Here is a 22,177-nt window from a genome sequence, read left to right on the forward strand (position 1 = left end):
GGTTAAGCATTTTGCAATGAGGGTTAAATGACTATTCCTGCACTTAAAGATTCCGTGAAAATCGTTGCCTCTGATTTAGATGGTACGCTTCTGGCTCCCAACCATCAGTTAAGCGATTTTACCAAGCTAACACTCAAGAAGTTACACGACCAAGGTTACACCTTTATCTTCGCGACGGGTCGCCACCATGTCGATGTTGCGGGTATTCGTGAGATAGCTGGGATTCCGGCCTACATGATCACTTCAAACGGTGCGCGCGTGCACGACCAAAATGATCAGCTAATGTATAGCCAGAACGTGCCTCAGGATTTAGTTCAGCCTGTTATTGATGTGGTTCGCCAAGATCCAAACATCTTCATTCACATGTACCAAAATGAAGATTGGTTACTGGATCGTGAAGACGAAATGCTGGCTAAGTTCCACAGTGAATCTGGCTTTAGCTACAAGCGCTTTGAAGCTGACAACGCACCGAGTGATGGCATTGCGAAAGTCTTCTTCACACACCCAGAACAAGACCATGAATACCTAGTGACGTTTGAACAAAAGCTAAGAGATACGTTTGGCGACAAACTGAACATCGCTTTCTCTACGCCTTGGTGTCTAGAAGTGATGGCAGCAGAAGTATCGAAAGGCCACGCGTTAGACGCGGTTGCGAAATCACTGAATCTGACTCTTGATAACTGCATTGCCTTTGGTGATGGTATGAACGATGCTGAGATGCTGGCTATGGCGGGGAAAGGCCTGATCATGGGCACATCACACGAGAAAGTGATGAAAGCTCTGCCAGACAATGAAGTGATTGGCAGCAACGCAGACGACGCCGTTGCACACTACTTAGAAAAACACCTACTCTAAGCAGTCCCAATAAAACATAAAGGCAGCCAATGGCTGCCTTTTTTGAACCTTACGCTAAAAGCTTTCTCTAAGGTTAGCGAGAACCGAGTACTTCTTTGCTTAAGATGGCCTGCCACTCCTGCTCTGTAACAGGCATAATGGACAAGCGATTACCACGTTTCACCAATGGCATTTCTGATAGCTCTGGCATGGCTTTCAATGTTGCTAAAGGAATCAAACGCTCAGTCACTCGTACAAACTCGACATCCACCATAATCCAGCGAGGGTTATCAGGTGAAGATTTAGGATCGTAGTAATCACTCTCGGGATCGAATTGAAAATGATCTGGGTAGGCCTCTCTGGTTACTTTTGCGATCCCCGCTACGCCAACTTTTTTACATGATGAATGGTATATCATCACCAAGTCTCCAAGCTTGACGTCATCACGCATCATGTTTCGAGCCTGATAGTTGCGTACACCCTCCCAACAAGAGGTTTTTTGTACTCTAAGAGTCTGAATAGAAAAGGTGTCGGGTTCTGTTTTAAATAACCAATATGCCATAATAAATCCAATTAACGGTTGCTCCGAGGAAGATATAACATGAAGGTAATGAAAAACCCAGTGACATGGCTAGTCGCATTCGCGCTACAAGGTTGTGTAACGACGCCAGATACGCCGCAACAACCTGAAGTTCCACCAGCAACCTTGGATGAGCCACTGAGCATTCAACCGCAAACCTTCATCATGCGTGGTCAAGTTGTGGTTGGCCATGAGAGCAGAACCTTCACCCCTTGTGGTAGCCAGCAACAATACTGGTTAGACTTATCTCCTGAGCTAGCACTCGAGGCTCAAGGCTTAGCAACCAGACCTTATCAAGCCTTGTATGGTGAGCTCATCGGTCACCTAACGGTACCAAGCCAAACTGGATACAATGCCGACTTCACCGCGCGCTTCGTGGTTGACCAAGTCAATATCCTCACTGCAGAGAACCCTGCTCGTTGTGACCAACCCTTGCGTTCTACTCGTGTGTTCGGTTATGAACCCTTCTGGTCAGCGACCTTTGATAAAGACCAACTCAAATACACCAAGATGGGCGAAGAGCCTCAGCGCCTCAATATCGAATCAAGCCGCACCACTCCAAGCACTCGTGATTACCAACTAGAAGGTCAATCAACGCAAGGCGAACTCAACCTGATCAAAGAAAGCTGTAGCGACGGCATGAGCGACTCTATCTATGGCTGGGAAGCGAAACTAAACCTTAATGACAGCAAGTACAGCGGCTGTGCAACAGTATCTAACCAAGATCCTACACTGGACTGGAGCGGACTCTACTTCGCAAGCTCAACACAAAACTCTGGGTTCTCTATCAACCTAGAGCTCAACGATGACCACAGTGCGATCACGACTTACTCGTACAGCAATGGCGACCCTTCGATTGTTGAACAAGGCTTCTGGCAACAACTCAACCAAAATCAGGTTCAGGTTGTAATGACTCGCCACCAGCAGCAATACCTGATCTCCGAGCGTATCTTCACACTCGATAACGGTAAGCTAGTTGCTGAGAAAGAAAAGGTCGGCAACGTTGTCTATCCAATTGCCAATGGCGGTCTGGTGCTATTTGAGGCCAAGAGTGAACAAGCAAAAATGAACATGACCACGGCCGTGGATCTAACTGCAAAGCAGGTTAACTCGAGCGATCAACTTGATCCAAAAGTCGACCAAGCGATCCGCGAGTATTTTAAGATCAACAACAGCTCACCAGACGATACCAAGTACCGCTGGTTAACCTACGACCTCAACGGTGATGGCAAAGAAGAGCTGTTTGCTCAACTCGACTGGTGTGGTTCTGGTGGCTGTACACTGCTTATCTTTGAAAACCATCAAGACAACTGGCGCTTCAATAGTCGAGTGACATTGGTTAAGGGCGATATACGCTTAGGTAAGTCGCAAAATCATGGATGGCAGGATCTTATCTTCAATGTCAGTGGCGGCGGAGCAACAGCTGCAAAACATGTACTGTCTTACACTGGTGTGAGCTACCCACTCAATCCAAGCGTTGCTCCTGTTGCAGATAACGCTGACATCAGCGACGTAGTTCTATTTGCAGATGGTATCTCACCAGTACAAAGCGGGGTTAAGCTATAAAGATGAGTAACCAACAAACTTGCAGTGGTTGTGGCTTCACTCACCAGTGTATTTGTCATCGAATACCGAGTACCGAAAGCCAAACCCATGTTGTGTTGCTCACTCACGAGAATGAATTGTCACGCGACACCAATACAGGAAAGCTGCTTCAACAATCGCTTGAACAATGCGAGTCGTTCGTGTGGCAACGAAAAATGCCACCAGCCGAGTTAATAACATTACTTGAAGATGGGACACGACAGCCTTTTCTATTATTCCCAAGTGATGAAAGCGTGGAATGTCAGCAAGCGGTATTGAATAGAGCTAATGGCCGTGAACCGTTATTCATTATCTTGGATGGCACCTGGCAAGAAGCGAAGAAGATGCTCAACAAGAGCCCGTGGTTACAACCCATTCCACAGGTTCATCTCGATATTGCCAGCGAATCTTCGTATACCTTGCGCCGTAACCAAGATAGTGGTCATCTGTGCACCTGCGAGGTGGGTGTCGAGCTACTCAAAGCATTAGGTGAAGACGAACCCGCGAGATTGATTAACGATTACTATCAGCACTATCTCAAGGTATTCCAAGCCGACAAGAGTGGTCACGCGCTAAAATAGCGAAGTGCCAATAGTGAAGTACATGTACTTGCGATAAATAGCGATAACAAAAAGGGTGAGCCATAAGCTCACCCTTTTATATCTAAATTTAATCCATTGAACAGGCTAGTGTTTCACGTGAAACGATCTGCAACATAACCTACCCCATCAAAATAGGCGTTTGGGCTCTCCAAAATAATAGCCTTGCAGGTAATCGACACCCATATCCTCTGCGATTCGGCATATTTGCTCGTTATGAACAAACTCCGCCACCGTCTTAGCATTCAGAATCTGACATAAACTCACCAACTGTTGGGCTATCTTTCGCTGCTTCTTATCTTGATCGATATTTCGAATCAGGCTTCCATCTAATTTGATCACTTGTGGCTCTAACTTCAATATCTCATCAATGTTCGAATAACCTGAACCAAAGTCATCAACAATAATATTCACGCCAAGGTCACGGAAGTGGTTACACACCTCAATCAAGCGACCATAGTCCTGAATTTGCTCCGTTTCCAATACCTCTAAACCGATGCGTTGTGGGTGGCTGATTTGCTTGATCGCTTGCTCAAGATGAAGAATGGTTTTCTCATTGTTGAAATCTTGGGGTGCCAAGTTGATTGAGAATGAATCGGTCCGCTGACTCATAAAATCAAAGGTGCGCGTAATCATCTGACGGCTTAAGCGAGTATAGAGGTGAGTGCCTTCAATGATGGGTAAGAACTTACCCGGAGCAATCAACTGACCATCTTCTTCGATTCGAACCAAGCATTCATAGCTCTCTATCTGATGACTGTGCGCCGAGACTATTGGCTGAGAACACGCGACAATGTTTTGATTAAGCACTGCACGGCTGACGCACGACAACCAACCCAACTGTTCTTGGCGATGTTTTTCTAGTTGGATGAGCGTCTTGGCATTCACCAAATGTTTGTTCTGACTCACCGCACTGCGACGCGCTTCAATCGCCTTTAGCAATAAGTCATCTATCGAGGTATCAGGGAAATCTCGACGACTCGCAACACCCGCACAGATAGACACCGAGAGATAATCAATATCAGGTAATCCGGTAGGTTCGAAATTCACATGCTCGGTTTGATCAGCAAATTCAGAGAAGCGTTGGTGAATATGTTCTTGGCTTGCCCAGCTATCAAACACCACCGCCCACTCACCAATACCGATACTATAAAGCTGACACCCTTTCTCAAAGAACTGCCACAAAGCTTTTTGAAAGTACTCGCTCAAATCATGCAGCAGCTTATCACCGACGCGATAACCGTACTTCTCATTGATCTGACCAAACGTCGTTACCTTTAAAGCCAACAAGTGACTATCCGCACTCATCCTCGATAACTTCTCTCGCAATACACTTCGATTAGGTAAACCAGTGCGGTGGTCAATTCGATAACTTGCGGTTAATGCGGTGGCTTGTTGCTGAATCTTGCTGGCCATGCTGTTGTTCATGTCATCAACATCCAGCAAGGCATTACGAATCAGAGAAAACAGAGGAGAGATGTTGGTCGCTGGTTGTGTTTCTAATGGTTGCACAGCCCTGCCTTCACCTTCTCTGAGCGCGATATACGTCAAGCTATGGTGCAAAATTCGTTGTTGATCAGTCTCTTGAAAGAGCTCTCCCATGCAGTACACACCATAGGTGTCGGCCAGTTTCTGGAAAACCTCCACCTCTTGGTTGCCATCAATAAAGTCGATACGAGAGGTACAGTTATATATGAAGAACTGCTCTGGCTTATGAGAAGCAATCTGTTGAACGCCAAGTCGAATTTGTTCCAAGGTCAGCGAAGGATGGTCATAACAGAATCGAACCTCTTCACCTACTTGGAACTGACCGCTGAATTCTATGTCTCCACACTCCAGTACCTTAAGTGGTAAATGAATATTCTGCGCTTTGGGGTCGCCCACCATTAAGGGAAAGTTATGCAATTGCTCAAAAGGCACTTCGAGGCCATCGGCCAAGTAACGGTTATAGAGATCGCGAACCGGCATACCATCCAATTCCGCTAATCGGTTACCTCGAGCCCCTGTGACTCGAAAGGTTCGTCCAATTGGATTCCACTCAGTGTAATAACCCTTGGTAATGGTCAGTTCAACACTGTGTAGCGCCACCATCACATAAGCATTTTCATAGCAGATACCATCAAGCATCACCCACCGCCCATTATCTGTGATGGTCGATGCGCCGCCACAGATAGGCAATGAATATCTCGATTGCTCAAATGCGGCAAACAGCGCTCGGTCATTGATCTGCAAGCGATCAGCAAAACAGATGATGCTTTGAGTACTCTCGTGACATTCAAGCTGCTGCCACATCGCTTGGCTGTCAGCTTGTGGTTGTTCGCTGTATTTCACAACGCCACAAGTGTAAGACGTCGCCTCAAAGCGAGTGACAATGAGGTACAGACCTTGATGGAGAATGACACCTTGGCTGATGTAGTGGTTAGCACTACAACCTATCAGTTTGGCATTAGGGAAAGTCGATTGAATCACTTGGCAGGCAGCCAAAACCGCACCTTTCTCGAAAGACGAAAACACTTGAATCAGTAGCTTTTCATGTTGATGAAAATCTATCTTTTCCAGTTCACGCCGGGTTTGTTCTATGTCTTGTATCAGGAGAGAGGTCGACTGCATATTCACATTAATCGTTGCGTTAATGATTTATTATTGTGCTTATTATAGATAAGGCTTGCACGGAATATTTACGATCGTCTTACGAATAATGTGAGGTTAGTTAGACATCATTCATTCCACCAAAAAGCAGTCATTAATGGCGTCTGAGCGCTTTTGTATCCAAGGGCTTTCGAATACTGAAAGCTTTAACAACTAAAACAGTCGCTTAGGCTCACCAAAGTAATAACCTTGTAGGTAATCGACACCCATCTGCTCTGCTATCTCACAAACCTGTTGGTTGTGGACAAATTCAGCAACCGTTTTGGCGTTGAACACTTGGCACAAGCGAACCAACTGAGAAGCGATATTTCTTTGCTTTTGGTCTTTGTCGATATTGCGAATCAAACTACCGTCGAGCTTAATGATCTGCGGTTCGAGCTTAATAATCTTGTCGATATTGGAATAGCCAGAGCCGAAGTCATCGACAATGATTCTCGCACCTAATGCTCGAAAGTGATCACACACCTCAATCATACGGCCATAATCTTTAATCTGCTCGGACTCGAGTACCTCTAAACCCAGTCGAGTGGGATTGTTCATCCCACTAATCGCAGTCTCAAGAACCTCAAGCGTCTTATCGCTCAGCAAATCTTGTGGGGATAGGTTGATGGAAAACGAGCTCTGCTTATCCGCCATATAACCTATGGTGTTCTTAATCATGTGTCGGCTAAGACGAGTGTAGAGGTGCGTGTCGGCAATCATAGGTAAGAACTTACCTGGCGGCACAATCGTCCCGTCTGATTCCATGATTCTGACCAAGCACTCTTGGCCAATCATTTCATGAGTGCCCGATGCCACGATAGGTTGTGAGTAAGTGATTATGTTCTGATCTAAGATCGCGCGGCTTACACAGCTCAACCAACCGAGTTGCTCTTTCCGATCTTCTTCACTCACCTGAATGTCTTTGGCATTGGTGATGTGGGTGTTATTTCGCACCCCATAGCGTCGAGCTTCAATCGCTTTCAATAAGATCCCATCACCGCTGTCGGTTAAGAAATCACAACGACTGGCAAAACCACCACACAATGAAACCGACAGGTAATCAATATCGGTTAAGCAATACGGCTCAAAGTTAATGTGTTCGATGTCATCCGAAAACTCAACGAAACGCTCTTTTATCTTAGAGCTATCAACACTTGCGTTAAAGATGATCGCCCACTCACCAACCCCAATACTGAACAGCTCTACCTTGACCTTAGACTCCTTAACCACACGAAGCTGTAATCGCTCGATAAAATGATTAGACAGGTCGAGTAGCAGTTGATCCCCCACTTGATAACCATACTTCTCGTTAACCTGATGGAAGTTAGTTAGCTTTAAGGTCAGCAGATGTTCACTGAACAGAATCGTATTGAGGCGCTCTTTCAATACGATTCGATTCGGTAGCCCAGTTCGGGAGTCAATACGGTAACTCTCGGTTAAACGGCGAGCTTGTTGATGGAGTTTCTTTTCCATCTGAGTATTCATACTGTCGAGATCGGCCACTGCATTTCTTACGAGGTTAAGCAGCGGTGATACCGTGGAGTCACATTTAAAATCTTCACAACGAAATTCATTAATCTCGTCCGATTCTCTCATCGCAATGTAGGTGAGGCTGTGGTGCAAGATATCTTGGCGATCTTCATTGCGGTATAGCTCACCCATGCAGTAAGCACCGCACGTGTTCACAACCCCTTCAAATGGCTTCAGCTCGACCTTGCTATCTATGAACTCAAGGCGAGAAACACAGTTATAAATGATCACAGATTCAGGCTGATGCATAGCAAGCATCTCAGCGCCATGGCGCACTTTTTCAGCGGTCAAAGAGGGATGGTTATAGCAAAACTGCGCCTCTTCTCCGACTTGCCAAGGGCTATCAAACTCAATACTGCCGTCATCGTTGATACGAAGAGGTGTCGAGATACCCTTCTTTCGGCCAAGTTCTCGATACAGCGGGAAGCTCATCAGTTGGCTGAAAGGGAGATCTTTGCCATCGGCAAGGTAATGTTTGAACACCTCAATCGCAGGCTTGTCATTGAGTGCATACAGGCGATTCCCCACCGCATGAGTCACTCGCAGCTTCATCCCGATTGGATTCCACTCAGAGTACGCATCTGACCACACCTTCAACCTCGGGTTAGTCAAAGCCACCGCAACACAAGCATGTTGGTAGGTTTGCTCGCTATGCATAACCCAACGGCCAAACTCGTTCTCATGACACAGTCCACCAGCCACCGGTAACGCATAAGGCAAGTTTTCGAAGGCACTATAGATAGGATAATCACGACCTTCTACCTGATCACACAGACTGATAACCGTTTTGGTGTCTTTGGTGAGGCCTAGCTGAGAAGCAAGCGCTTGGCTGTCTTGATTTGGGTTGCCCGTAAAAGGCTGAACCGCTGAGGTTAAATGAGTTTCGTTGAACTCACTGATGATGACTAAGGTGCATGCACTCTCCAGACAGTTATCACAGATAACATGACGAGCACTCTGCCCAATTAACGTCGCACTCTTTAAACGATTAAGGGCAACATTCGCAATTCGACGAGCTATATCAGAGGATTGAGCGGAGAAAATTTGAATAAGGTACTGTTTGCTGTCACACCACTCTCGCAGATCAAATTGAGATTTAAATAACTCCTCAGTATTTGCGAGAAATGTAAATGTTTGCATGCCAACCCTTGTTCAAAATCGAGTGAAGTGAGAACCCGCAACCACTGCTATGACTGAATGAATCGATAAAAAGTAGTCGCCAATTATCCTAGCCTAAACAGGCTTTTATTGGCGACTAATGTAACAATTCACTATCATAAATGCGACACAATAAGCTTACAGTAGCCATTAAATTAGTCGCATAAGATCGCTGAGTTGCTCTATTTCAACATCAGGAAGCACACTCGCCTTCGAAGAGAGGTATAAATTGGAACCAGTGTCATTAAACCAGCATGCTTGGAAGCCATTTTTCTTGGCTCCGTAGACATCAGTTCTCAGGTGATCACCAACATGAAGAATGTTATTCGCGTCAAAACCTAGGTATTGCTGCGCTTTATCAAACATATCTGGGTAGGGTTTGGCTTTACCATTAGGGCCAGCTTTAAGGATTAATTGGAAGTACTGCCCTAAGCCAATTTTATGCGGGTCTACATTGCCATTGGTAATCGCCACCAAAGGAATGCGTTGGCTAAGCTCTGCCATCACTCGATGTGTTTCTTGAGGGACATCGACTTGATTGCGCAGCCATAAGGCATGTTCGATACCTTCACGAGCCGCCTGTTCAGCTTGCTGCTGTGAATAACCCAACTGCAGTAAACCGACCTTTATCTGAGTCTCACGCCACACGGTGACATCGTGCTTTAGCATTGGATTATCAGATGCGACCAGCTGCTTGATGCCCTGCCACTCTTCGAGTGATAAAGAAGCCGACACAGGATGCTTTTGATAAAGCCACTGCGCCATCTCTTTCTCGACTTTCATGATCACAGGCCAGTTGTCGTACAGGGTGTCATCCAAGTCAAAGGTCATGGCTTTGATCGGCTTTAAACCTCGATAAATTCGCATAGTAAAACCTTTAATCTAATCTTTGTTCTTCTTACGAGCTCTCGGATGAGCCTGATCATAAGCTTGCGCTAAGTGTTGGAAATCCAAGTGGGTATACACTTGCGTAGTCGAGATGTTTTCATGCCCTAATAACTCTTGAACAGCACGAAGGTTTTGGCTCGACTCAAGTACATGCGTGGCAAAAGAGTGACGCAGTTTGTGCGGGCTGATGTGACTCGCCACAGCCTGCTTCTTACCCCACTCTTCCATACGTTTTTGCACGCTACGATGAGAGATGCGTGTCCCTAGTTTAGAAACAAACAGTGCAGTTTCGCCCGGCGAAGCCAATTCACCGCGAACCTTGAGCCATTTATCGACCCACTCTTTGGCTAAACCAGAAAACGGCGCTTTGCGTTCTTTGTCGCCCTTACCAATCACTCGGATCTCGCCCTGACGACCCAACACATCTTTAAGGTTAATACCCACCAGTTCTGCCAGTCGCAAACCAGCGCCGTACATCACTTCCATCATCGCTCGGTCACGAATCGACAGTGGATCGTCCTCATTCACATCAAGCAGTTGACCGACTTCATCGACATCGAGGTTTTTAGGCAAAGGGCGTTGTTTGCGAGGTGCCGAGACCCCTTTGGCAGGGTTGGCGGTCATTTCGCCACGCAATACAAGGAAATCAAAGAAACTGCGGAGTGAAGACAAACGCGTTGCAATGCTGCTCGCCTTCATCCCCTCACGCATGCCTTTACTGGCAAGCTGTCTTACCCACGCAGCATCAACTTGGCCCCAGTCTTTTAGTCCAAGAGTGACTAAATGAGCGGCCATGGTTTCAAGTTGTTGTCGGTAGTTACGTTGAGTGTGTAGGCTGAGTCCCTTCTCGCTTCTGAGATATTCATAGAAGCGAGAAAGTGGCTTTTGAAGGCTGTTAGGAAGAGGTATTTTGGGCTCTAGGCTCATTATTTATCTGCCAAGGTAAGGTGTCCGCCAAGTGAGCAACAACAAGCGCCAAATGACGTAAAAAGAGCGTATCCATATGAGGTTGGAAATGTCCGCCATCTTCACTAGAGAAAGCGAGCAACCCCAATGGAGACTGCTTAGCAAGTGGAAGTACTACATAAGAGCCTAGCTCTGGAACCTGAAAATCACCAAACAAATCGTGTCTGTCGGCTTTTCTCAGACGTCCTAGATAAGCATCTTTGCCATTAAAATGGTTAAGCGAAAACTTCGAGTAACCCTCAGCACTCAGTTGATAAAAGCCCGATTGCGAAAGAATTCGAACATGCGCTTTAAGCCCAAGGTCTAACGCTTTCTGCTCAACCGCTTTAATCACCTGCATGAAGTCACTGCATTTGAGCACTTGAGCTTGCAGATCCATAAACTCATAAAAGGTTTTATCGTTATTCGCCGCCAGCGACATCAAGCCAGTGATCTCTTCTTCGAGCTCTTCGATTCGATGACGTTGGCGTTTAAGTTGAATCTCAACCAGAGAAACAGCGCCCTGTTCAACGTTATTAATAGCAAGGCGATCAACCAAATCTTTTCTGTCTTGGAAAAAATCTGGGTTATCACGTAAATATTCCGCGACCACTTCTGCGGTGAGTGCGTCGGCTTCAACGTAAGACAAAACCTATCCTTTATGTTTATGAATCTATTGGTTATAAGATCGTTATTAGCAAGAAAGTTGACCATCAAACACATGCGTTGCGGGGCCGGTCATAAACAGAGGTTTACCCGGGCCTTGCCAGCTAATGTGTAAATCACCACCTGGTAGACGAACTTTCACATTCTCAGCCAATAAGCCTTGCGTAATGCCTACCGCAACCGCACCACATGCACCGCTGCCACATGCTTGAGTTTCGCCTGCACCACGCTCATAAACACGTAAGCGAACCTCTTCACGGTTAACCACCTGCATAAAGCCAGCATTAACACGCTCAGGGAAACGTTCATGTGATTCAAGAAGCGGGCCTAAGGTATCTACATCCGCCGTGTCGACGTCGTCAACAACAGTCACCACATGCGGGTTACCCATGCTCACCGCACCACAGAACAAGGTGTGTACATCCGTTCTCAGGATATAGGTCTTCTCTGGCTGCTTAGCCTTGAACGGAATCTTGCCTGGCTCGAACTCAGGAATGCCCATGTTGACTGTGATCAGGTCATTCTCTTCAATCTTAAGAACCATTTTGCCTTTCTTGGTGCTCACGTTGATGCTGTATTTATTCGTTAAGCCTTTCATGCGAACGAATCGTGCAAAACAACGTGCACCATTACCACACTGCTCCACTTCACTGCCATCCGCATTGAATATGCGGTAATGGAAATCAGTTTCTGGATCATAGGGAGCCTCAACCACAAGTAGCTGATCAAAGCCCACGCCAGTGTGACGATCCGCCAAACGACGGATCAGATCTGGAGAAAAGAAAATATTTTGAGTAATGCAGTCCACGACCATGAAATCATTGCCCAAACCATGCATTTTAGAAAAGTGGAAGTGCATAACGCTTAAAATTACTCCGGAAGAATGTTTTCAAGTTCCCACAGACTCGTAAGCTCTTCACGCTGACGAACCAAGTGAGTTTTATCGCCATCCACCATCACTTCAGCCGCACGCGAACGAGTGTTGTAGTTAGATGACATCGCGAAGCCATAAGCACCCGCTGAACGAACTGCTAGCAGATCACCTTCTTCAAGCACAAGGTCACGATCTTTACCTAAGAAATCGCCTGTCTCACAGATTGGGCCAACCAAATCGTAAGTCACGGCTTCACCCTGACGAGGGCTCACAGGAACAATATCCTGCCAAGCTTGGTAAAGTGCTGGGCGCATTAGATCGTTCATTGCTGCATCGATGATGGCAAAGTTCTTGTGCTCTGTTGGCTTGAGGAACTCGACTTTCGTTAATAATACACCAGCGTTAGCAGCAATCGCTCTTCCAGGCTCGAAAATCAGCTCTAGATCAGAATGATTGTCTAGGCGAGCCAATAAGGCTTTCGCGTAGTCAGAAGGCTGTGGTGGTAATTCATCACGATAAACCACACCCAAGCCGCCACCGACATCAAGGTGTTTGATGTTGATACCGTTAGCACGTAGCTGGTCGATCAGCGCAAGCAGACGATCGGTTGCATCGATGAAAGGTTCAATATCCGTTAGCTGAGAACCGATATGACAATCAATACCGTGGATAGACAGGTTATCGAGTGTTTGTGCAAACGCATAAACAGCTGGAGCACGGTCGAAAGCAATACCAAACTTGTTATCACGCAGACCGGTAGAAATGTAAGGGTGAGTGTTTGCATCAACATCTGGGTTGATACGCAGTGAAATCGGTGCTTTAACACCAAGCTCACCAGCTACTTTATTCAGTCGCTCTAGTTCTGGTTCAGACTCTACGTTGAAACACTTAATGTTCAACTCGAGCGCACGCTTCATTTCAGCGGCTGTTTTGCCGACACCAGAGAACACAACTTTCGCCGGATCGCCACCTGCAGCAACCACACGCTCTAGCTCACCGCCAGAAACGATGTCAAAGCCTGAGCCCAAACGAGCCAAAGTGTTCAATACGCCAAGGTTCGAGTTAGCTTTAACGGCATAACACACCAAGTGTGGATGCTCACCAACAGATGAATCAAACGCATTCCAGTGGCGTTCTAATGTTGCACGAGAATATACATACAGCGGTGTACCATATTGCTCTGCGAGTTGTGAAAGTGCGACGTCCTCAGCCCAAAGCTGGCCATCTTCCTGATAGTTGAAGTAATCCAAAGTTTTTATCCCTTATAAATAACGATTTCTGCGTGTTTCACTTATTGTGATTGTTCAGTCTGCTGAACTTCGTCAGGATCGTATAACGGACCCGTTTGACCACAACCAGAAAGTCCAATAACGGACACCATAAACAGAGCGGTAATTAATTTTTTCATTTTGCATATCGTGATTATTAACTCAATGCCCCCTATAATCGCACCACACTCAGGAAAAGCAATAGGATAGAAAGGATGAACGAGACTGAATTTCATCAGCTGGTCGATATACAGATGCAAAACATCGAAGAAGCTATCGATGAATCAGAGGCAGATATTGATTACGAAGTGACTGGTAACGTGATGACGCTGGAGTTTGAGAACCGCAGCCAAATCATCATTAACCGCCAAGAACCAATGAAAGAAATCTGGTTGGCGTCTAAATCTGGTGGCTTCCACTTTAAATTAATCGATGACAAGTGGACATGTTCTAAAACGGGCATGGAGCTGTTTGAGATGGTGAAAGAAGAATGCGTGAAGCACGCAGGTGAAGAGATCGATTGGGTCTAATCATTTGTAAGCAAAACTAAAAAGGAGTGAATCAATCACTCCTTTTTTAATATCAATCAGTCTTAATAAGACTAGATGTTCACTATCTTTGAGCTCCGAGAAGCTAACGTCGCATCGTTGCGATAAGGCACAACGTAAGAGTTACCCTCTTCAGGATGAACGATTTGATAGTACTGAGGCAGATTAAAGTTAATCAACTTAGACGACATCTTCGACTCATCTTTTACCGACGTGTAGAAAGAGTTCACACTCGCGATCATTTCATCTTTTTCGCCGCTGTACTGGTGATACACCTCAACCTGATTCGACTCATCCAATACATAAATATTGAAACCTTTGTCTGTATCTTCAAAGAAGAACTGAATTAAGCCCTCACTCGCAAAACCATCCACCACTTCTGGCAATTGATACTCTTGCTCTTTGTCGAGCATCAGCAAAGGTGAACCCTTCAGCTTGTTGGTTGAGATACTACGATAGAAGTCGACCGAGTTTTCCAACATCTGTACCGACACACCACGACGCTCGAAGAACAAACCAAACATCTTGTTAGCTAAGCGAATAGCCTTAAAGCGACGGCGTTTCTCTGGTTCAATCGGTTTCAAGCGTAAGTCGATACACTCAGCAAGCAGTTGATACACCATGTTACGCATTACACCACGCAGGTTTTTGCTGTAACAGAACACATCGACCGACTCTGGCGGCAACGCATCTTGGTGCATTTTGCCTAACACCGTCTTCAGAGCATCAAGCATCGCCGTATCACCTTGGAAGTGAAGCGTACGAACTTCATGCCAAGAGTTGCGGTAAACCAAATCGACACTGCCGACTAAGCTCTTACCTTCTTCGCCAAAACTGAAGATATCCGCATTTTTGAGATCCACTTTTAATTCTCGACCACTTAATTCAGAAGTCGGGTCATTTTCAAAGTTGATGAACATCGCCAGCTGGCTAATCTCACATGGGCTCGCCAGTGCCTGCATACTCGGACGGCGCTTACGCAACGAGAAGGTATTACGCAGGTCACTCACCATTTGATAAAACTTATCGATATCAATATGGGCATCACGAACCACAGAGTGAAGACGTGTCGACTCAGTGATCAAGCCGTTAAAGAACGACCAAGCCACTAACTTACTTAAGTACTCATGGTGCTCCAGTGACGGTTGACCAAGAATACGATGTGCGATCAGCGGCTGCTTGTACAAGTACCAACCTGCTTTATTAGATTGCCCTTGGCGAACCTCAATAAAGCTCAAATCTGGCTCGTGAAGATCCGGAGAAATTTGCGGATTAAGTAACGTCACTTTACCCGGCAACACCTCAAACGCCGCATACAGCTTACGCGCTAAGATACTAATATCTTGTGGGCTGATTGCCGACGTGATGTCGTTACGACGTGCAAACTGAATCAGGTTACGATAGCTCAGCATCAAAGCATCAAGCAGCGCATGGTGCACCACTTTAACTTGCTCGACCTTCCAGTTACGGCGGTTATCGAGCTCAGCAATGGTTTCCTGTCCCCAATTCCAAGACTTAGTCATCTCGGTTAGAGCTTCACGACGCCACGCAACAGAACCAATGCCCGCTTCACGCGACAACTTCTCGTGGGTCTTAAGGTAGAAACAGCGTCTCACCAAGTCCAAACGAGTGTGGTCGTTAATACGCTCTAGGTAGCGAGTTACCTTCTCTAGCATCAGATAGTAGCTATCCATGCCATACAGATCAGGTTCATCCGCAAAGAAGCGGCGCTTGGTATCAATACTCAATAGCTGAGTGTTTGGGTATTCCCATGAATACGCTTCTAGCAAGATCGCCTTTAACACCGATTTATACGGTGAGTCGATACTCTTGTAGAGCTGCCACAGGTTAGAACCGAAGTACTCTTCAGCAGGGATACGATTCAGCTTGCCGAAATCAATCCACTGCGAACAATCAAGGTAGCCATCTTGGCACAAGCCCTGAACATATTCGTCATAGCACTCTTCCATTTCTGGCGGAATGATTTGCCACAACAGGCGTTGGCCAGCCAAACGAACAGCAGAGCGGTAGAATTCATCAAGTAGCAGTAAGTGCTGTGAAGAGCCACAGTTATCACCGGTCATCTCTTCAGAATGGTTTGAACGGAAGCGCTCTTCATCCATTAAGAAGAAGTTAGCTTCAACACCTAAGGTCTCAGCCCAGTCGGTAATCAACAAACATTTGTTGGTGAGGCTATCGCGGGCAGGGCCGTCCATATCCGGAGATACACACACCCAGATATCGAGGTCGCTTGACGTGCTTTGACCAATAGAAGAGGTACTGCCCATGGTATACAGACCAAGAATTGCGGGCTCCGCAGACTCGGTTAGCTTGCCACCTAAGGTAAGTTCTGTATCAGAAACAAATTGCTTTTGGAATTCATTAGGCGTGAAGCTACGAATTCCAAAAGGAACTTGTTGGTCGTAATAACCAGGCATCATTGGATGATTGAAATGAAGCAGTGCAGGAATAAGGTTAAAAACTCGTTGGCCTTGCACATTCATCAACGCCAACGCACGATCAATGCGCTGTTGATTAAGATTGTCTAATCGTTGAATCAATGTTTGAGTGTAAGCCTGCAAGGTAAGTCCTTGGTTTGAGATTAAATGCACTTCTGTTTAGTTACTGAACGAATGCGGCAACAAAACGTGATCAATTTAACACTTTTACCCCTAATGGTAAAGCAAAGGAAGCTGCCAGACTGGCCAATTCCTTACTGACAAAAAGTTAAACTCACGGCGCCGTAGTGTCCTCTTTATTGACTATTTCTAATAATAGCCCATGTTTCAAATGAGATACCAATCACACTATTTTGGTGAACTCATGAAAATCTCTCAGCTATCAAAGCATGGAATGATCAAACAGTAAGAATTTTCGCCTCACAATGGTAGGATTAGGCTATTACAGAACCTATATCGGAAACACCATGACAAATTCAGCACCAATCCGTATCGCAACCAGAAAAAGCCCTCTTGCCCTTTGGCAGGCATACTTTGTAAGGGATGCTCTTCAAGCTGCTCACCCTGGTTTAGAGGTTGAGTTGGTAACTATGGTGACCAAAGGTGACATCATCCTAGACACTCCGCTTGCCAAAGTGGGTGGTAAAGGTCTGTTCGTAAAAGAACTTGAAGTGGCAATGCTAGAAGGTCGTGCTGACCTTGCAGTCCACTCAATGAAAGATGTACCTGTCGACTTTCCTGAAGGCCTAGGTCTGGTGACGATTTGTGAACGCGAAGATCCTCGTGATGCTTTCGTATCAAACACTTACAACAACATCGATGAGCTACCACAAGGTGCTGTCGTGGGTACATGTAGCCTACGTCGTCAGTGTCAGTTACTGGAATACCGCCCTGATTTAATCATCAAGGAACTGCGTGGCAATGTGGGGACTCGTCTAGGTAAACTCGATGACGGTCAATACGATGCGATCGTACTGGCTGCAGCTGGCCTTAAGCGCCTAGAACTTGAAGAGCGTATCCGTAGCTTTATCGAACCAGAACAGTCTCTACCAGCTGTAGGCCAAGGTGCTGTGGGCATTGAATGTCGTCTTGATGATGAGCGTCTGATTAAGCTTCTTGAACCACTGAACCACAAAGACACAGCCGACCGCGTACTTTGCGAACGTGCAATGAACCTAACTCTGGAAGGTGGTTGTCAGGTGCCTATCGGTAGCTACTCACTATTAGATGGCGACAACATCTGGCTGCGCGCACTTGTTGGTGAGCCTGACGGTTCTAAGATGGTTCGCGGTGAGATCTCTGGCCCTCGTAAAGATGCTGAAGCACTTGGCGTGACTCTGGCTAATCAACTCTTGGATGACGGTGCGAGAGAAATCTTAACCAAGCTTTACGCAGACCAAGAATAATCATGACAGTGTTGGTAACTCGTCCTGGCTCAGAGGGACAATCGCTTTGCCAACAACTAGCGGATGAAGGGATTCAAGCAATCCATCATCCGCTTATTCGTATCGTTGATAACCCAGACTCTACGGATTTAAGAAGTCAGCTCAATAACAGCGATATCATTATTGCAGTCAGTCACCATGCTGTGACAGCTGCCCAAAGCATCCTTTCCAAAACCTCATCTATTTGGCCTACTTCGCCGCTTTATCTTGGCGTTGGTCAAAAAACTGCGCACGTTTTAAGCAAAGTCTGTAAACAAAAAGTAAACTATCCTCAAGTTAGTGATAGTGAACATCTTCTTAAACTTACTGAACTTAATGGTGTCGATAATAAATCCATTTTGATACTACGTGGCAATGGTGGGCGTGAGCTCATTAGAGATTCTTTACTCAATCGAGGTGCACAAGTCTCTTATTGTGAGACCTACCGTAGAGAATATATTCCCATTAACGACCACAATACCTATCAAACATGGGTAAACCAAAATACATCAAAAGTTGTCATCACTAGTCAGGAACAATTGGAGTATCTCTGCTCAATAACCCCTGACGAGTATTTGGCTTGGCTTTCAACAAGACAACTATTTGTCCCAAGTCAGCGCATAGCAGAACGAGCACAACAGCTCGGGTTCTCCAATGTAATTAATACTCAAAGTGCTACGAACCAAATATTACTGGCTGCTCTCCGGCCTTAGCTAGAAACAGGAAATAAGCATGACAAGCAAAAAAAATAATGAGCATATTGAACCTGAAAAGAAACAAGACACTCAGCCAGTAGTTGTTGAAAACGAAAAGGCTGAATCTACAGAGACAAAACAGCCTGAACAAAAACTTGATGCCTCTGCGTCAAATACCGCTCAAAATGAACAGTCTCAAGCTGAACATAAAGAGCAAATAGAGAAAGCGGAAAAGCAAGGTAAGCGCGGTGTCAAACTAGGCGCAATTGCGATCGCTATTTCTATTATTTTCAGCGGTGGCATCGCATTTCAAATGCAACAAAAGAGCGCCGATTACTCAGCTCAAATCGCAGCGCTTCAAGCGCAACTACAAAATACCCAATCTGCAGTAAATAAAGACCTACAAACCATCAAGCAAGAGACTATCCAAGAAGCATCGCATGCGGTGGAAAAAACTCAGGTAGTTCAATCCCAACAACAGAAAAGCATTCAAAGCCTGCAGTTAGCCGTTGCTGACGTTAAAGGCCGACGCCCGAATGACTGGTTACTTGCCGAAGCCGATTACCTTGTAAAACTTGCTGGCCGTAAACTATTCCTCGAGCATGATGCCGTTAGCGCGACCAAACTTATGGAAAGCGCCGATCAGCGTATCGCAGCACTGAACGACCCAAGCTTGGTGTCTCTACGTCAATCCATGACCAATGACATTACTAAGCTTCGCACTATCCCTCTGATTGACCGCGATGGTTTAGTTCTGCGTATCACAAGCCTTCAACAACAAGTCGATAACCTGCCCCTAGCTAACGCTATTCTTCCAGAAGCTGCGGTCGTTGAGAAACAAGCGGTATCGCAAGACATCAATGATTGGCAGAACAACTTGATGACGTCGATGAAAGATTTCTCAGAAAACTTCATTACTTTCCGTAGTCGTGATGGTGAGGTTATCCCACTACTGTCACCAGAGCAGCACTTCTACTTGCGTGAAAACATCAAAGGCAAGCTAGAGACAGCTATTCGCGCGGTCTACAAAGAGCAAGGTGAAGTCTATAGTGCAGCACTTAAGACAGCTAACGAGTGGTCGAAGTCGTACCTAAACCAAGATAACAACTCAGTAATCGAGTTCGAAAAGGCGATTAAGCAGTTAAGCGAGCAGAATATTTCTGTGAAATACCCTGTAAAGCTTGAGTCTCAAAATGAGTTGTCGGATGTGATTCGCGAACGTCTACGCCGTGAGGTAACGGTAATGACCACGGAGGAGAAATAATGATTCGTTTGATTTTTCTTTTCCTTGTTCTCGGTGCGGGTCTGTTTGTCGGTACTCAGTTCTCGGGACAACAAGGTTATGTGCTGATCTCAATTGCCAATAAGACGATTGAGATGAGTGTGACAACAATGGCTATCTTTGTGATTGCCCTTTTGGCTGCACTGTTTGGCTTAGAGTACCTATTTAAGAAGCTTATTTACGCGAGCTCAACAACTTGGAACTGGTTCAGCGTTCGTAAACTAAAACGCTCTCGTCGTTATACCAATGAAGGCATCATCAAGCTTCTTGAGGGTGATTGGAAAGGCGCAGAGAAGAAAGTAACTCGCTGGGCGAATCACCACGACATGCCTCTGCTTTGTTACTTAGTGGCGTCACAAGCTGCACATGAGCAAGGTAATACTGCTGAGCGTGATAAGTACATCGAGCTTGCTAGCCAACAAGACGATTCTCTATTGGCAGTTGAGCTAACTAAAGCGAAGCAACAAATCAGCGAATCAAACTACGAAGCTGCTTTCGATACGCTTTCAAATCTTAAAGGTTCGCACCCTAACAACACTGCAGTGCTTGGATTGCTAAAAGCAACCTACATGCAACTTAAGTTATGGCAGCCATTGTTAGAACTAACACCAAAACTCGCTAAGAATAAGCTTCTAACGGCAGATGAGCAGCGTGAGCTAGAACAGAAAGCACAATGTGGTTTGCTTCACGATGTCGCACAGCAACAAGGCAGCGAAGGTTTAATCAGTCACTGGAATAAGCTACCAAGAAAACAGAAGCAAAATTCACACCTTGTATCGTGCTTTGTGAAACAACTGATCGCACGTAAAGCTGATTCAGAAGCCTTCACAGTTATTAAAGAAAACATTGCGAAGAATGGTTCAAACGAGCTCTACATGTTGCTTCCTGAACTTAATCTAGCCGATCACCACCCAGTGGTTGTGATGCTAGAGCGCGCAATCAGTAAAGATAGCAACAATGCAGAAGCCCACAGTGCATTGGCTCAGTTCTACCTAAGAGAGCAAAAGTGGGCAGAAGCGCAAAGCCACTTCGAAAAAGCACTAGCACTGCGCTCTAATGTTTCAGATTACGGATACCTATCTGATGCACTAGAGAAGCAGAACCTGACCAAAGCGGCTCACGAAGTATCTCGTAAAGCACTCGCTCTAGTTCAGCCAGCTTAAGCAAATACACTTAACATGAAGCCGATGCCAAGCATCGGCTTTTTTGTATCTATAAACTCCCTTCTCAACACGCCTAACCTCCCACCACAAAGCAAAGTCATCTAGACCAATCACTTAACCAAAATTAAAGAGCGTTAAGAAATAGCACTTAAATAAGGTCCTACATAGCGCTTAGTGAAGCTTTAGTGCCGATTCTAATAAGAACATAAAACTAAGAAATAAACCCTTCAGGCACGATTAGAGAGAGTCTCCACAATACGAACATCTACTCTGACTACCGTGAAGCGAGATAAAAATAGGATGTTTAAGAAGACTTTAGAGTCCCGCAAATATACTACTAGCCATATCTTCCATTGTTGGAGAGATCATGTAGCGTCCAACCTCTGAGCCCATTTGTTACCACAAACTACCAAGCTAAAGTCACTGTTGAGGTTAGGACTTTCATATCACGCTAGATTCAAGAAGTAATTGAAGATAGGCAACCTATAAGGCATTGCCAGAACAATGAGAGTCTAGTCGTAAGACTAGATCTTCAGATAAGTTATGGAATGTGGGGAGGGTCCGGGGGTGCGTACAAATCTTTTGCTTACTCTATCGACTGAAGAGTAAGCACAGTGACTCAAATGCAATTAAGCCCAAGCAGTTATGCTTGGGCTTAATATAAATAACGGAATAGCTGAGCTGATATTCCATTTGAGTCGCGCACGAGCGGGACTCATTGGTAGAAGACCAAATAATCAAACCTCAGAAGCGACGAAAGCCAAGTCGTGAGACTAGGCTTTCTAATAATACCAATTCCGTTAATTAACTTATACCAATTCCGTTAATTAACTTATCAAGTTTAACCAATCTCTAAAGCAGAGCGAGATCACTCTGCTTTTATCTTCACAAAACCGATTCCACGCTCTACATAACGTCTCTACGATATCGTCATAGTTTTCGAAGCACCTGTTTGCTACTTCATTTTGACGGAGCCAACTCCATACCTGTTCTATAGGGTTTAGTTCGGGAGAATAAGGTGGGATATGAATTATCGTAAGGTTCTCAAA

The 22,177-nt window shown here is 45.6% G+C and carries 19 protein-coding genes; 8 read left to right on the forward strand and 11 right to left on the reverse strand.

Annotation, left to right across the window (positions count from 1 at the left end; genetic code table 11):
- Positions 1-27: 27 nt before the first annotated feature.
- The gene (locus L1D22_RS20620; protein ID WP_017633149.1) at positions 28-855 is read left to right on the forward strand and encodes a Cof-type HAD-IIB family hydrolase; all 828 of its coding nucleotides are present in this window, start codon (positions 28-30) and stop codon (positions 853-855) included.
- A gap of 73 nt (positions 856-928) precedes the next feature.
- Here L1D22_RS20620 and L1D22_RS20625 read toward each other — a convergent pair whose 3' ends face one another.
- Positions 929-1,396: an EVE domain-containing protein gene (locus tag L1D22_RS20625; protein WP_017633148.1), complete on the reverse strand. Its 468-nt coding sequence runs from the start codon at positions 1,394-1,396 to the stop codon at positions 929-931.
- Positions 1,397-1,435: 39 nt separating this feature from the next.
- Between L1D22_RS20625 and L1D22_RS20630 the strand changes: the two genes are divergently transcribed.
- Both L1D22_RS20630 and L1D22_RS20635 read left to right on the forward strand, forming a co-directional pair.
- The gene (locus L1D22_RS20630; protein WP_239831065.1) at positions 1,436-2,980 is read left to right on the forward strand and encodes a hypothetical protein; all 1,545 of its coding nucleotides are present in this window, start codon (positions 1,436-1,438) and stop codon (positions 2,978-2,980) included.
- 2 nt (positions 2,981-2,982) lie between these two features.
- A complete protein-coding gene (locus L1D22_RS20635) occupies positions 2,983-3,579 on the forward strand; it encodes a DTW domain-containing protein (RefSeq protein WP_239831066.1) in 597 nt (198 codons plus the stop codon).
- Between the two features lie 147 nt (positions 3,580-3,726).
- Here L1D22_RS20635 and L1D22_RS20640 read toward each other — a convergent pair whose 3' ends face one another.
- From L1D22_RS20640 to L1D22_RS20675, 8 genes are all read right to left on the reverse strand, one after another.
- Entirely contained in the window at positions 3,727-6,207 is a 2,481-nt protein-coding gene (locus L1D22_RS20640; RefSeq protein ID WP_239831067.1) for an EAL domain-containing protein, read from the reverse strand.
- 192 nt (positions 6,208-6,399) lie between these two features.
- A complete protein-coding gene (locus tag L1D22_RS20645; RefSeq protein WP_239831068.1) occupies positions 6,400-8,898 on the reverse strand; it encodes an EAL domain-containing protein in 2,499 nt (832 codons plus the stop codon).
- 168 nt (positions 8,899-9,066) lie between these two features.
- Positions 9,067-9,783 (reverse strand): 5-amino-6-(5-phospho-D-ribitylamino)uracil phosphatase YigB, encoded by a 717-nt coding sequence (gene yigB / locus L1D22_RS20650; protein WP_239831069.1) that lies wholly within the window; start codon positions 9,781-9,783, stop codon positions 9,067-9,069.
- Positions 9,784-9,798: 15 nt separating this feature from the next.
- A complete protein-coding gene (gene xerC / locus L1D22_RS20655; protein WP_048658895.1) occupies positions 9,799-10,731 on the reverse strand; it encodes a tyrosine recombinase XerC in 933 nt (310 codons plus the stop codon).
- Positions 10,700-11,398 carry a DUF484 family protein gene (locus L1D22_RS20660; RefSeq protein WP_048658896.1) on the reverse strand — a complete coding sequence of 233 codons (699 nt, stop codon included), beginning with the start codon at positions 11,396-11,398 and terminating at the stop codon, positions 10,700-10,702. The genes xerC and L1D22_RS20660 overlap by 32 nt, the downstream gene beginning before the upstream one ends.
- A gap of 45 nt (positions 11,399-11,443) precedes the next feature.
- Entirely contained in the window at positions 11,444-12,274 is an 831-nt protein-coding gene (gene dapF / locus L1D22_RS20665; protein ID WP_017061013.1) for a diaminopimelate epimerase, read from the reverse strand.
- An 11-nt stretch (positions 12,275-12,285) separates the two neighbouring features.
- Positions 12,286-13,539, reverse strand: a complete 1,254-nt coding sequence (gene lysA, locus L1D22_RS20670; RefSeq protein ID WP_017633315.1) for a diaminopimelate decarboxylase — start codon at positions 13,537-13,539, stop codon at positions 12,286-12,288.
- 41 nt (positions 13,540-13,580) lie between these two features.
- Positions 13,581-13,793 (reverse strand): lipoprotein, encoded by a 213-nt coding sequence (locus tag L1D22_RS20675; protein ID WP_017104751.1) that lies wholly within the window; start codon positions 13,791-13,793, stop codon positions 13,581-13,583.
- Here L1D22_RS20675 and cyaY point away from each other — a divergent pair.
- On the forward strand, positions 13,773-14,087 hold the full coding sequence (cyaY, locus tag L1D22_RS20680) for an iron donor protein CyaY (protein ID WP_017633314.1): 315 nt from the start codon (positions 13,773-13,775) through the stop codon (positions 14,085-14,087). The two genes, L1D22_RS20675 and cyaY, sit on opposite strands and share 21 nt — an antisense overlap.
- A 71-nt stretch (positions 14,088-14,158) precedes the next feature.
- Here the strand turns inward: cyaY and L1D22_RS20685 are convergent, their stop codons facing one another.
- Positions 14,159-16,687: a class I adenylate cyclase gene (locus L1D22_RS20685; protein ID WP_239831070.1), complete on the reverse strand. Its 2,529-nt coding sequence runs from the start codon at positions 16,685-16,687 to the stop codon at positions 14,159-14,161.
- A 344-nt stretch (positions 16,688-17,031) separates the two neighbouring features.
- On the opposite strand from L1D22_RS20685, the gene hemC reads away from it, so the two are divergent.
- The 4 genes from hemC to L1D22_RS20705 are packed head-to-tail and all read left to right on the forward strand — an operon-like array spanning position 17,032 to position 21,128.
- Positions 17,032-17,970 (forward strand): hydroxymethylbilane synthase, encoded by a 939-nt coding sequence (hemC, locus tag L1D22_RS20690; RefSeq protein ID WP_048610790.1) that lies wholly within the window; start codon positions 17,032-17,034, stop codon positions 17,968-17,970.
- A gap of 2 nt (positions 17,971-17,972) precedes the next feature.
- On the forward strand, positions 17,973-18,701 hold the full coding sequence (locus L1D22_RS20695; protein ID WP_239831072.1) for a uroporphyrinogen-III synthase: 729 nt from the start codon (positions 17,973-17,975) through the stop codon (positions 18,699-18,701).
- 19 nt (positions 18,702-18,720) lie between these two features.
- Complete coding sequence (locus L1D22_RS20700) at positions 18,721-19,947, forward strand: uroporphyrinogen-III C-methyltransferase (protein WP_239831073.1); 1,227 nt, start codon at positions 18,721-18,723, stop codon at positions 19,945-19,947.
- Entirely contained in the window at positions 19,947-21,128 is a 1,182-nt protein-coding gene (locus L1D22_RS20705) for a heme biosynthesis HemY N-terminal domain-containing protein (protein ID WP_239831074.1), read from the forward strand. Before L1D22_RS20700 ends, L1D22_RS20705 begins: the two co-directional genes overlap by 1 nt.
- An 827-nt stretch (positions 21,129-21,955) precedes the next feature.
- On the opposite strand, the gene L1D22_RS20710 is transcribed toward L1D22_RS20705, so the two are convergent.
- Positions 21,956-22,177, reverse strand: a 222-nt coding sequence (locus tag L1D22_RS20710) for a transposase (protein ID WP_239830933.1), incomplete at its 5' end; no start/stop codon positions are given.

Origin of the sequence: Vibrio sp. Isolate34 (assembly GCF_022397915.1) — a bacterium.
GTDB lineage: Bacteria > Pseudomonadota > Gammaproteobacteria > Enterobacterales > Vibrionaceae > Vibrio.